Below are 13,313 nucleotides of genomic sequence, written 5' to 3' on the forward strand. Positions count from 1 at the left end.
TCTGCCATGGTCCCGGCCTTCAATCTATCACTTTTTCTTCACTGCGAAGATGTCTTCAGGATCTCCAGCGTGCCTTTTGTTCCGTCAAGCCTCACATAGTCTCCTGTCTTCACCCGCACGCAGGGGTCATCCTCCTTGGAAAAATCCACCACGGTGGGAATCTGCATAACAGCGCTTGCCACCCCTGCGCTGCTGTCTATTCTGGAAAATGCCCAGCCCTTTGGCGCAGAACCGGCAGCCCTGGCAGCCCCGAAATAACAGGACCATCCGTTGGACCCCTTGCTGCCCGGCATGATCAGAATCGTGTCTTTTATGCTCTTCCCTTTGTTGATGTTCTCATAATCTTTTATCACACCGGTTTTAGGGTCAATGCCGCCCCATCCCGTAATACTGTCGGCACACACCAGTGCTTCCCCTTCCACAATGCCCGGTATGACGCCTCTGCCCTGCAGAACTATTTTTTCCACCGGTATTCCTCCTTCCACACACCGGAAACTGCCGCATCCATGCAGCGGTATTTATCCGTATAATAAACACGCTCGGCACAGCCGTCTGAACGCACGCTTCCGGACTGCTTCAGGCTGTCGTAAGCCTGCCCTTTGTAGTGCTTCAGGAAACAGTCTCCGATGGTGACCGGACAGGTACTTGTCTGTATGGTTCCCCCGGCATCTTCGATGATCTTCGTATATCCGTTTAAATCCGCCATGGCCTTGATCGGATACACGGTCCATACCATAAATCTTACACCATCGTGTATTTTTTTTCCACAAATATAATCAGCGACTTCCTTGATCTGATGGATATCATAGTGGGGACAGCCCAGGCTGACCAGATCCACAGAACCTTCTTCCGTCTCACAGAGCGCCTCATAGGCTGTGCGGATATCCTTTTCTGTCAAAGTAAATTCCTCCTGCACCTCATGTCCCATGAAAGCCTCCTCCAGTGTATTGGCTTCCGGCGTGATTCCCACAATATGGCACATCCGGCAGTTGGTGGTAATGGCAAGGGCCGTAAAAAAGCTTTTCAGCTTCACAAAATCCACGCCCTCAAAATTGCCGGTGAGCACCGGTGTACATCCGGTCAGAGGCAGGCGTTTTCCCATGGCCTTGCCGAGCACTTCCCATTCAAGTGGAGAGTCAAGCGCTGCATCCACATGTATGAGATGGGTGCCGTAACGGTTTTCCTTCACATGGTATCCCCAGTATGGTGTCCTGCCGCAGATCGCTGACCAGAAAGCCGCCTCTATCCCATCCGCGTTGCAGCATGCGCCCCAGATGGAGTTGCCTATAATGGTAACCCCTGACTCTGTCGTCACAAAATGCTCTCCGCGAACAGGCAGCCACCCCATCAGATAAGGGGAACAGGAGCCGGCTATGGTGACCCCCGCTTTTCTGGATTCCTCCAGATAATAGCTGTTCTTGTCAAACTCCTCCTTCGGCTGGTCAAAGATCTCATAGTCAAACTGATCGCTGGCAGCCACGCAGGACTGCACATAACAGTCCTTATCCACGCTGTCAAAGACGATTCTCTCATCGCGTGCCAGATTCATCCTGGTAAATACATCATGGAAATCCCCGCACTCACAGACATTCAGGTAATTGTGATTACCGCAGAATACAGTGGCTTTCGTCACTTTACAGAGCTTTTCGGCGCCGAGCACCTGAGCATAGCGCACAATATTCTCCAGTGCTGTCTGACGGAGCCTTCCCTCTCTGCCGTCCAGGATATCCTGCTCTTCCTTCGTCAATTGAATCACTTGCTCTCCTCCGTTTCCTCCAGGATCTCAATGAACCCCCGGTCTGCATCTACCACGATCCTGTCTCCGTCCTTCACAGTTTCATAAAATGCAGGCTCTACTCTGTCCACCATGGGCACCTCCATGATGATGGCACTGGATACCAGAACGGTTTCGGGGTGCTCAATGATCATAGCAGCCGGTGCGTTTTCCTTCAGGTTTAACTGGTAGAGGCCGTCTGCCTGTACCACGGAGCTGCCCTTACCGCCCGGGAAGATAAGCACCTTATGGGCAACGGATCTTCCCTCCAGATCATGGGCCTTCTCTATGACGGTGCCTGTGGCAGGGTCTATCAGATAGAACATAATATGGTCTTTTGACACAACGGCCTGTGCCTCTGCGCGGCCCTCAGAAATTTTATGGCATGTAAATCTTTTTCCCATGTTATTTTACCTCCCCTGTAAGTGCTGCTTCGATACATGTATCCAGGTCGCGGATGACAAAATGAATGCCTCTTCGCTGGGGATAGTAAGCACATTTCGGTGACTCCGTGATGCCCACCTTGCCCGTCAGGTGACGCCAGCAGGGCTGGTCCGGACAGCTGTCCGGGACGATAAAGCCCCCTGCTTTCGTGATAATCTCATCAAATCCCATACGGACTGCCATTTCCTTTACATGGCTGGATGTGAGGATCCACATTTCCTTTTCCAGTTTTTTTCCTGCCAGCTTCTCCGCAATATATTTTACTTCCTCCAGGGTGAAGTGGGGGCATCCGAACATGGCAAAATCAATTTTTCTGCTGCCGTCCAGAGAGATTTCTTTTAAGATCGCTTCCTTATCTTCATTGGTAATCACAACGGTCCTCTTTGGTGTCCTGCCTCCAAACGCAGTTTCCAGATCAGGCGCTTCCGGTGTAAATCCCACAATATGATACATGCCGTAGGCACCTGAAGTATTGAGCTGGGCGCCCAGATTTCTCAGTGCTTCCTTGGTGATAGTCTCTTTCGGAAAGCCGGTGAATACGGGAATCCCCTCCCCGATCTTCTTGCCCAGCATGCCGATGATATGATAGTCAAAATCATTCTTCACATCTGCCCGGATCTCTACCAGAATATCGCCCTTTCTGTTCTCATCAAGCAAAAGGCCGTACTCCGGCACATAGCCTGTGATGGCTGCACAGAGCGCGCTGTTTGCGCCCTCCCGGTTTGTCCTGGCACCCCACACGGCATTGGCATAAGGTGTGGCGCTGGACTCAGAAAAGGCGATCACTTCCCTGTAATTCGGTACATTGGTGTCAATATAAGGGGTACAGTTGTAGGAAAGCTGTGCGCCCAGTGCTTTGTAGGCGTTGTGCGTTCTCTGCATCAGATCCGCATACTCCGGTGCTACCATATCCCTGTTTTTGAAAAATTCCAGACAGAAACCCGGATTGACGGTAGGTGTCACGCGGCATTTTGCGCCTCCTGCCAGCATTTTCTCCGCAAACCACAGGTCTGCCTCCTGATTTGACAGGGCCACATGTGCCCTGGTGATGGGAACCATCCTCTCTGCTCCGAAGGACTCACCGATGGCCGCCTGTATTTTCATGGCGTACGCTGTCCCTTTTCCGTATTTTCCATCCAGCATATCCTGCTGGTGCTGTGTTAACTGCATTTAAAAACCTCCGTTTATTTTACTTTTCCAGTACAACGCGGGCGCTGTTTAAAAGTCCGCCGTCGTGAATCCAGTCTTTTAATTTTTCCAGGTAAGGATAAATATAGATATCCTCCTCCATGACAGGAACCAGATCTTTCATCACTTCCAGTACGGCTGCTGTTCCCTCACCCCTTGCCAGGGAATCATCCACAAACTGCTGCGCCTGATAAGCGGAGAGCAGTTCGATGGCCAGGATATACTCAAATTTTTCCGCTATGCTAAGCGCCTTTTTGCAGGCATTGTATCCCATGGATACATAGTCCTCCTGGTTGGCGCTTGTGGTCACACTGTCCACAGATGCAGGGGCGGATAAGATCTTCATATCATTCAGCAGACCTGCCTGCGTATACTGGGGTATCATAAGGCCGGAATTCAGGCCCGGCTTTTTGATCAGGAAATAAGGGTGCGCAGACAGTTTTTCGTCCAGGAAACGGACATTTCTGCGCTCTGACATTTTCGCTGCCGCTGTGGCTGCGATACAGGCGGAATCCATCTCGATTCCCACATAGGAGGCATCCGGATTCCCATTGGAGAACACCTGGGGATCGTCCGGCTCTCCGCATACGATCGGATTGTCCGCGCATCCGTTGATCTCCACCTCAATGGCTGCCCAGGCATCCCTGAGGGTTTTCTTCACCGCGCCGTGAAGCTGCGGAATACATCTGAGGGATAAGGGGTCCTGTACATGAGTCCCCTCTGCCTTTTTCGTCACCTGGGAACCGCGCAGCATACGCTTGATGATATCCGCAGTCTCCAGAAGCTCCTTCTGGGGACGGCAGTTCAATACTCTCTCGTCATAGGCGCGCAGAAGTCCGTTCAGCATCTCAAAGGACATGGCAGCCACCACGTCAGCGGATTCCACGGCTTTTAACAGGTCATATATACCGATGGCAGCAAGGGCAGTGGGGGAAGAAGTCCCGTTAAGAAGTGCCAGGCCCTCCTTATAACTGGGGGCAAAAGGCGCCATTCCCGCTTTGCAAAGCGCTGTTTTACTGTCTGAGAGTTCTCCTTTGTAATAGGCCCTTCCCTCTCCCAGTAATACCGCCGCAATGTGGCCCTCCGCACACAGATATCCCACAGAGCCTTCCCTGGGCGTGTAGGGAATCAGATTCCTGTTCAGGAAATCCCGATAATGCTCCAAAAGCTCTATCCGCACACCGCTGACTCCCATGCCGAGACTCTGCAGGACCATCAGGATAATGGCCCTTACCTCCTCCTCCTTAAAAGGTTCTCCGACACTGGTAGAGTGTGTCAGAATAATATTTCTCTGTAATTTTTCCGCGTCCTCTTTTCCTATGGTCTTTGTGACCAGAGCACCGAAGCCTGTGGTGGTGCCGTATACTACCCGCGCCTCATTCACACATGTCTCAACGATCTTCCTGGATTTTTCCACACGCTCTCTGTACGCTTCCGAAAATTCCACCTCCGCGTGAAAACGTGCCACTGCCATGAACTCTTCTATGGTCATTTTTTCGCCTAATACTACTTTTTTTATCTCTTCTGCTTTCATCTGCTTTCCCCTTTAAAAATTTCTGCACACTATATTTCCGTCTGCCGCTATGGGCATATATCTTGCCTTTGTCCCTTCCACCATATCTCCATAGATAGCAATGTAAAACGGGCGGTAGACCTTGCGCTCCTCAACGGGCTTTATAGATAAATTCCTGCCCATATGACGCCTCACCATCCGGGTTGCCATAATGGCGCCGCAGTCGGTGAGTCTCTTGTCTTCGTAATACGTGGGCTGGATATCATTTTCTTCTATTTCTTTTACTTCAGTTTCAATGTCATCTTCTACATAAGATGCACTGCAGGTGGTAGCTTCCACCATAACACGGATCTTCTGTCTGTCCTCTTCTTTTTTCTTCTTGATCGCCTTTACAATAATATTATCTTTGTATGTCATTTCATAAGTGATATAACGGCTCTCCAGATACATAACACGGAGGTTGATCTTCTTTCTGCCAAACAGCGCCCGTACAATAGGGTTCTTTCCTCCTTTTGCGATTCTGAGAGCCTCTTCCTCTTTCATTTTTACAGGAAAACATTCTATTTTCATAAAGCCATACCTCCGTGCAAATCCTTATCTTCCGGCCCGCCATGAGCCGCCGTTCCTCTGTTACGTTCTTTATCCTGTACAGGGCTGCGCCTTCTTTGCACTGCAGCCCTGCACGAAGCATCTTTGTTTTGTGTTTTCTCTATTCTTTCTTTGACTTATCGCCGCCCTTTTTGCCTGTGGCAAAAGAAAATACCTCTGTACAATATTTCAGGAAAACCCCCACTGTGATGAGGATTGCAATTCCCGGGGCCATAATTCCAATGATAAAATCAATGCTGTTCAGCATTCCGTATCCGTAGATACATGCCAGCGCAATATAGAGCAATACCAGGGCACCGTCTACTCCCAGCCATTCCACTTTCAGTTCTGATTTTTCCTGCTCAGTCAATTCACTCATATCTTTTTTAGAATCTTTCATATTTTTTCCTCCTTACAACCCTTTCAGCCTGCGTTCTGCGTTCAGATCCTTTCCAAAACGGTTTCCGATCAGGAAAGCCACAAAGGAAAGAGGCAGACCGATGAGAACGGGATCGATCGCTACTCCTGATATAGACACAGGGCATACATACTGGAACAAAATCCAGATGACACCGCCCACGACCATACTGGCAACACCTGCCACCGTAGTCTTTTTGCCGTCATACATAAGAGCTGCAATAATAGGCACAAATAATAGTGTCATACTGATACTGCTTAAAAACAGATATGCATCATACACCCGGTCAAATCTGAATGCAGTGAAAAGACCGATAATACCAAAGATCACTGCTGCTATTCTCGTTATTGTAATACTGACCTTATCTTTCAGCTTTCTGTCTCCTCTGAGCATATAAATAATATCATTGGAGATGATTTCACCGCCAATCAGATAGTAACTGTCCAGAGTTGAGATAATGGCTCCCAGAATACCTACAATGAACAATCCTTTTGCCACTACAGGCAGGTATTCCACAACAGTTGCCACATAGGTAACCTCCGGCTGAACAGCCAGTGCAGTATCACGCACGCGGATAATGGTTCCTGTCATAATAGTTACAACATCAAAAGAGAGCCAGATAGAGAAGCATAAAAGCATGGCTCTTTTACCTGTTTTCGGAGAGTTGGCTGCTGCAAACCTCTGATAAAATGTTGGGTCTTTATACAGGTTGATACAGAGAATGATCAGGATTGCCGCCTGCGGAATCGGAATTCCGCCGAATGCAGTGAGCATCTCGGGAGCCGGACCGCTCAGTGCTGCCTTGATGCCATCCAGTCCTCCGACACTGAAAAACAGTTTTGGAAATGCAGCCGATACACAGGTAACCATCAGGAAGAAGAAAATCATATCCGTTACAGCTACCCCCATCAGACCACCCAGACAGGTAACCCCAATGGAAAGGGCTACCACGATAGCTGCAACCAGAATCTTATTTGCGTGCCATGCACCCTCTCCTACATACCCGACTGCTGCGATCTCGCCTATAGAAAGACAACTGATAACAATAACAACAGCACCTAAAACAGCAGCAAATTTACCGTAATTAACCCGCAGAAGGTCCGGAATGGTCCCCTTTGCCTTTACGGAGATTCTGGGCGCCACCCACAGAGCCAGCGGAAAACGCACCGCATGGGCACCGATGGACCAGATAAAGAATCCCGCAAAGCCCATTGTAGTGGAATATCCAACTGTACCCACAACACCTGCGCCGCCGTACCAGGATGCCATCAGCGTGCCGACTACCAGTGACCAGGGCAGGGCCCGGTTCGCTTTATAGAAACTGTCCATATCCTGGGATGTTTTGGAAAAATAATACCCTACCAGCAGAATGCCGATGAAGCATACAACAACTACTACATTATCAATAATGGTCATAGAACAACCTCCCTCTTCTTTTGCTTTTCCTTTTCAGCACACAGCGACAGGCTGTATGCTCTCATTCTGTTACAGGTCAAATCCCTCAAGAGCTTTTTTAAGCACAGCCTTCTGTTTTTCTGTATACTCCGGCGCCGTGTATTCTTTCAGGCGTTTTTCCACCCGTTCCTTTGCTTTCTGCTCCACGGACACTCTTCCGCTGCGCTCCCACTCCGCATAGTTTTCCATGCTGTAAAGCTCCGGATAGTAAATTTCCGTGCGGTAGCGCAGAATAGTCTCCTCCTCTGCCAGGTAATTTCCTCCCGGTCCTACTTCCTGAATGGTTTCCAGGTCCATATCTTCCTCTGAGAAAATGTCGATACGCTCCACGGACTTTCTGGCTTCCATGATCTGCTCATCCAGCACATATTTCTCGAAGCTGAACACATTCAGACCGTCCATCTCGCCGAAGGAGTGGAAAATAAAATCTGCCTTTACATCCAGGCTGGTCATAAGGGACATGGCTGTCTCCGCGCCGTTCTGGTAATCCAGTTCTTTTCCCATGGACAGGGAGCCGCCGGTACGGCAGGGCACGTGATAGTAATCCGCCATTGCCTTTGCGTACTGGATAAACAGTGCCTCCTCACAACCCCAAGAAACCGGCATGGCCTTTCTCATGTTGGAGACATAGGTGGTATTTCCGTAGATAACCGGGGCGCCGGGGTTGACAAGCTGGGTCATGATGACACCTGCAAGTACCTCTGCATTATTCTGGACAATGGTGCCGCCCAGAGTCACAGGACTTGTCATGCCGGGAATCGCGCAGCAGGCAATCACCACAGGGAGATTTCTCTTTGTATAGGCAAGCTGTCCTTCTATGTCATCCTTTGCATAGCGCATGGGTGAGATCACATTTCCCACACCGATGGTATAGTACCCCTCGTCCGTGTCGTAAAAATCTCGGGCGAGCTGTATGGTCTCCTCCGCGTCTGTCTTTCCGAAACAGGACATGATGACAGGATGCGTGGAATATTTAAGCGTAAGCGCTCCCTTGATCACCTCTGCCCTCTCCTTTGGAAATGCAGGGATATAGGTAAGCGGTGAGCTTGACAGATTGATCATGCTGCTTGACGCATCCAGTTTGCGGATATTCACATAATCCTCAGGAGTCGGGTCGTATACCTGATTGTCCCTAAGAATCTTCCTGGCCCCTGACGCGGAACTGATAGCCTGTCCGCCTTCCCCGATCTTCAGTTCCTCAAAAGGTGTCTTCAGCACAAAACTGGGCGGTACTGTGGACAGTGCCCGCTCCACTGTCTTTCTGTCGAAATACACACGGTTTCCCTCTGTGCGGATGCCCTGTTTTCTGTACAGCTCCAAAAGCTCGGGATGTTCAAAATCCACACCCATATGTTCCAGCAGATACAGGGTCTTTTCATGAATCGTTTCCAGGTCTGTTTGTTTTATCTGGTTTATTAACATATGCCATCCTCCGTTTACAATTTTACAATGGCTCCCACTTCAATCTTCATACCGCCCCACAGTTCAAGGGCAACGCCGCATCTGGCAGGGGGGCATTCGGTGCCGAAAAATTCTGTATATATTTCATTCATGGCATCAAAGTCTTTCATTGTAGATAAAAACACATCACATTTCACCACATCCTCCAGCGTAGCTCCCATCTCCTCCACCAACAGTTTCAGGTTACTGAGGGCTGCTCTCGTCTCCTCCTGGATGGTTCCGTGAATGATCTCACCGGTCTCAGGATTCAGGGCGATCTGTCCCGAAACAAATGCAAATCCTCCTGCAATGGCTGCCTCAGCCACAGGTCCCCCGAACACTTTCATTCCTTTTGGGGTGAATACTTCTTTCTTCATTTCTGCTGTTACTCCTTTCCGTTTTTCGTCATCTGACTGATAAACTATTTGTACCAGCAATTCGTCGGAAAACCGTCTGCTGTCCAATATTTTTTTCATAATCTTAAGTTTATCTAACAAAAGACACGAGGATCTTCTCCCCGTGCCTTTCTTAACTTTCCATGCTCTTCAGTTCTTCCCACAAAAATCTGCTGTCCAGTTTTTTTGCTATCCTGTCCGCAAGTTCCCGGCGGCGTTTTCCCTCCTCCGGTTCCCCCTGGGCCTCCTTGATCAGCGCATAGCAAAGCTCCGTTTTTGCCTCTCCCCACAGGGATCCTGCCCGGACAAAACAGGTACGGGCTTTTTCGGCAAATCGCTCTGCCCCGCTGCAGTCTCCCATGCGGCACAGCGCAAGGCTCATATCCGAGTAGAACACCCCCGCCTCACCGGAAATCATGTATTTTTCCCCGATTTCCACGGCTCGTTTCAGGCACACACAGGCCTTTTCCCACTTTTTCTGACGGATATAGCAGATGCCCATATCGTGGTGGCAGGCCGACAGCTCCCTTCTGTAGCGTTCCGTACTGCCATCCGTATGGTCCAAACGTTTTACAGCCTCCATAAAAAGCTTCTCCGCCTTCTCATACTCACCATCTTTCATCATACAGATGCCCAGATACCGTATGAGCATACACTCCTCCTCCAGATGGTGGCGGGTGCAGTCTTTCATAAACTCCATACAGGTCTCGATCACCTGACGCATATACGCGTTCTGCCCTGTCAGGTCCCCATACAGAATAAGCTGCAGGTAATTATAGAAAATGTAGTCCCTGTCCGGAATCTCCTTTGCCAGTTCAAGGCTTTTCTCAATGCAGCTTCGTCCTCTCTGAGAGTCCCTGACGAACATCTCATAACGCCCCAGCAGGTATTCCACCCGCATGCGTATGGGTGTCATCCCGGAATCCGTCTCCTGCAGTGCCCGAATCTCCTCTGCCAGCTCCACAAGTTCATCTTCCTTAGCCGAAAAACCGTCGATATTGCCGCTGAACACGGCTTTTCTGGCCAGCATGGGATAGAAATCGTAGGAGATCCGGTAGAACGCCTCCAGATATTCCACCTTATACCAGTACATTTTATACCGGTCATGACAGCACTCATAGTGATGGATGACCAGGGAACAGGTTCCCAGATTTTTGTCCTTCCCATACTCCTGTTCGTAATATCTGGCTATGTAATTGTGGTATATGTCCTTCTTCTCTTTTGACAGGCTGCTGTATACATACTCCCGGATGATCTGATGGCGGAAGCCATAATGCACCTCTCCGCCCGCCAATTTTTCATAGAGAAGCTTTTTATCCAGCAGCGGTTCCAGTATCTGCAAAAGCTGCTGCTCCTCCATCCCCAGAATCTGATTGATCTCCTCTTTTGTCACGGGCATGGAAAAGATAGAGATAATATCCAGCATGACCCGCTCCCGCCTTGAAAGGCTCAACAGACGGCTCTGGATCACATTTGTCATCCTGTCTGTAAATGCAGCGCCGTCCTCCTGCCGTGCAAACAGCCGCAGGGACTCCATAAAAAACAAAGGATTCCCCTGAGTCTTCCTGTATATCTGCTCCACAAGCTGCGGATTGTTTAAAAGACCCGCATCTGTCTCCTCTATGATCTGCCTGGACTCTTCCAGGGTAAATGGCTTTAACTCGATCTCCTTTAAGATTCCCCTTCCGATAAGCGGAATCTTAAAACTCTTGATATCATCACCGTCATCCTCCCGGCTGGCAGCCACCACAAGTATCTGCCCCTGCCCCATCCGGAACAGGAGATTACTCATAAGCCGCATGCTCATGGAATCCATCCACTGGATATCATCAATAAATAAGAGGATTTTTCTGTCCCGGAAATATTTTGTCAGGTACCGGAACACAGACTCTGTCAGGATCTCAAATCGCGTCATAAAAAACTGCACGTCTGAGGCATTCTGCCGAAGCAGAATATCGGTCGGGGACTCTACATCCAGCCCGTTTCGCTTACAGTATTCATCCACCTTCGCCATGATTCCATGCCAGGGCATCAGATACAGGTCCTTCTCCGTCTCACAGCAGACCCAGGTAAACACCAGATAGTCTGAGTCTTCCACCATCCGCTGGATCTGTTCCAGGAGCATGCTCTTCCCCACGCCTGGTTCCCCTGTGATCAAAAAAGAACGGCAGCGCCTCTCCGAATCCCCGTCTTTTGTGTTGATTCTGGAGTAAATATCATAGAGAATATCCGCTCTTCCGAAAAAATACTCTCCTCTCTCTTCCGGCAGGCGTTTCAGCCTGTTTTTCATATCAGATATTTTCTCATAAAGCTCCTGTGTCTCCTCCTCCGGCAGTTCCTCCACTTCCCTTTCCAGAAATACTTTCAAAGACTGGAAAATCTCCATTGCCTGAACATATCTTCCCGCCTCCGCCAGTTTTTTCATGATGCTGCGGTACAGTTCTTCATCCAGGACTTCAGACTGTATGAGGATCCTGCCGCTCTCCTCCAGAAAATCAAGGCCCTGTCCCGTCTTCTGCCCCATGATCTTAAGCTGCAGCGCTTTTAGATAAGTACGTTTCCGTTCAAAACGCTCTCCCTCCGCCCACGCCTCAAACTCATAGCAGTTCTTCACAAAGAAAAACTGGAGGAATTCTCCCTTCCAGCTTTCCAGCAGGTTTTCCCTTGTGACATGTTCAATGTCGATATCAATATCCATCTGGCGGTTCAGGACAATCAAGGTGTTGCCTTCCATAGTCAGAATGTCCTGCCCCAGCACTTTTCTTATATTATAGACAGCATCCCGCAGGTTTTTCCTGGCTGTTGCCTCACTGCTCCCTGCCCACAAAACACTGATTGCCTGGCTTCTGGATATCTGGTTATTCACACATAAATAATAAAACAGGCCCTCCACCTTTTGATAAGGAAAAGAGACCTTTTCCCCCAAAAGTAGTACACCCGGCCGTCCTAAAAGCTGAACTTCTATGTCATGAGAATATCTTCTATCCATGTTTTCACCTTTACCTATTTTCCGTAAGATTACTTCCCGCTTCTCTTCTTCAATGTAATTGCGCCTTTGGGACAGTTTGCGGAACAGATGGTGCAGCCCCAGCATTTTTCAGGGTCAAACTTCACTTTCCCTTCTTTGTCTTTATAAAACGCTCCGAAATTACAGATCTTCGTACATTTCCCACATTGAATACAAATGCTTTCATCCCACAGGGTCTCATAGTGGGATGTGGGATAGTGAAGCCTTGTTCCCAGTATCCTGGCCATTTTCGTGGGATAACAGTACACGCCGTCACAGTTGCACAGCACGTTATTTTCCCCTGACTGCATCAGTCCTTTTTTGTTGATCTGGCGGATGAGTTCCTTGGTCTCCTCCAGGGTCAGGATTTTGCCCAGTTTTCTGTCATAGGGAGTGTTCGGTCCCTTTTCCAGCTTATTGATACACACATTCACAGGCTTTTCCGTACATCTGCCCATGGCTTTGCAGTTACACGGAAGGATCAAAATTTCCTCCCCCAGGGTATCCATCATGTCATAGGACTCCTGCAGAGTCAGGTACTGTGTCTGGTGCATGGGCACATCCTTTCCTGCCGCTATGTCAAGGGCCGCCTGTGAGGTGCGATCCATGTATACCTTCAGATCCCAGGCATTTAACCGGTCCACTGTCTCCTGGGAGAATTCCCCGTAAGCTTCCGGTTCATACTGGGCAAAATACGGATACCGGGTATAAAAATCCGTCATTTTGTAAAATGTGCTGCCGCTTTCGTTCCCCTCGCATTTTTCCAGTACATTTCTCTGATAACTCTCGAAAAGCAGCCTCTCCGGCTCCGCTTTCCCCCATTCCTTCAGCAGTCGGCAGATTTCCTGTCCGGATACGGGATTTCTTCCGAACATGGCGGCAAGCTCCGCTTCATAACCGCGGTACATGGGAACCGCTGCCTCATAAAACTCTTCCGGGACTTCCCAGACTTCCATTGCTTTTTTGTAATTATCTTTCATGCTTCATCCCCCAATTCCTGTTTTTCATCCGTAAATACAGTTGTAACTATTCAGCCGACTGAATAGTTACAAATAGTTAGAAAAAGTTAACAAAAGCGTACCGCCCGATTG

At 49.2% G+C, this 13,313-nt stretch carries 12 protein-coding genes; all 12 read right to left on the minus strand.

The features are described from left to right. Positions 1 to 38: 38 nt before the first annotated feature. Positions 39 to 467: an aconitase X swivel domain-containing protein gene (locus LC508_RS08015; protein WP_052099445.1), complete on the minus strand. Its 429-nt coding sequence runs from the start codon at positions 465 to 467 to the stop codon at positions 39 to 41. Continuing rightward, a complete protein-coding gene (locus tag LC508_RS08020) occupies positions 455 to 1,756 on the minus strand; it encodes an aconitase X (RefSeq protein ID WP_033141379.1) in 1,302 nt (433 codons plus the stop codon). Before LC508_RS08020 ends, LC508_RS08015 begins: the two co-directional genes overlap by 13 nt. Beyond that, a complete protein-coding gene (locus tag LC508_RS08025) occupies positions 1,753 to 2,178 on the minus strand; it encodes an aconitase X swivel domain-containing protein (RefSeq protein ID WP_033141378.1) in 426 nt (141 codons plus the stop codon). Before LC508_RS08025 ends, LC508_RS08020 begins: the two co-directional genes overlap by 4 nt. Before the next feature lies 1 nt (position 2,179). Further along, positions 2,180 to 3,388, minus strand: coding sequence for an aconitase X catalytic domain-containing protein (locus LC508_RS08030; protein ID WP_103731908.1), 1,209 nt, complete (start codon positions 3,386 to 3,388; stop codon positions 2,180 to 2,182). 19 nt (positions 3,389 to 3,407) lie between these two features. Beyond that, complete coding sequence (locus LC508_RS08035) at positions 3,408 to 4,940, minus strand: HAL/PAL/TAL family ammonia-lyase (protein WP_103731909.1); 1,533 nt, start codon at positions 4,938 to 4,940, stop codon at positions 3,408 to 3,410. A 12-nt stretch (positions 4,941 to 4,952) separates the two neighbouring features. Next, on the minus strand, positions 4,953 to 5,489 hold the full coding sequence (locus tag LC508_RS08040) for a hypothetical protein (protein WP_033141375.1): 537 nt from the start codon (positions 5,487 to 5,489) through the stop codon (positions 4,953 to 4,955). Positions 5,490 to 5,628: 139 nt separating this feature from the next. Beyond that, positions 5,629 to 5,907, minus strand: a complete 279-nt coding sequence (locus LC508_RS08045; protein WP_033141374.1) for a hypothetical protein — start codon at positions 5,905 to 5,907, stop codon at positions 5,629 to 5,631. A 12-nt stretch (positions 5,908 to 5,919) separates the two neighbouring features. Beyond that, positions 5,920 to 7,341, minus strand: coding sequence for a sodium:solute symporter family protein (locus LC508_RS08050; protein ID WP_033141373.1), 1,422 nt, complete (start codon positions 7,339 to 7,341; stop codon positions 5,920 to 5,922). 69 nt (positions 7,342 to 7,410) lie between these two features. Continuing rightward, positions 7,411 to 8,802, minus strand: coding sequence for a trimethylamine methyltransferase family protein (locus tag LC508_RS08055; protein ID WP_054353606.1), 1,392 nt, complete (start codon positions 8,800 to 8,802; stop codon positions 7,411 to 7,413). A gap of 14 nt (positions 8,803 to 8,816) precedes the next feature. Then, positions 8,817 to 9,197: a RidA family protein gene (locus LC508_RS08060; protein ID WP_158587368.1), complete on the minus strand. Its 381-nt coding sequence runs from the start codon at positions 9,195 to 9,197 to the stop codon at positions 8,817 to 8,819. Positions 9,198 to 9,348: 151 nt separating this feature from the next. Further along, a complete protein-coding gene (locus LC508_RS08065; protein WP_158587369.1) occupies positions 9,349 to 12,204 on the minus strand; it encodes an AAA family ATPase in 2,856 nt (951 codons plus the stop codon). A gap of 29 nt (positions 12,205 to 12,233) precedes the next feature. Further along, positions 12,234 to 13,202, minus strand: coding sequence for an ATP-binding protein (locus LC508_RS08070; RefSeq protein WP_103731428.1), 969 nt, complete (start codon positions 13,200 to 13,202; stop codon positions 12,234 to 12,236). Positions 13,203 to 13,313 lie beyond the last annotated feature (111 nt).

It is taken from the genome of Blautia parvula (assembly GCF_020215665.1).
Classification (GTDB): Bacteria; Bacillota; Clostridia; order Lachnospirales; family Lachnospiraceae; genus Blautia; species Blautia celeris.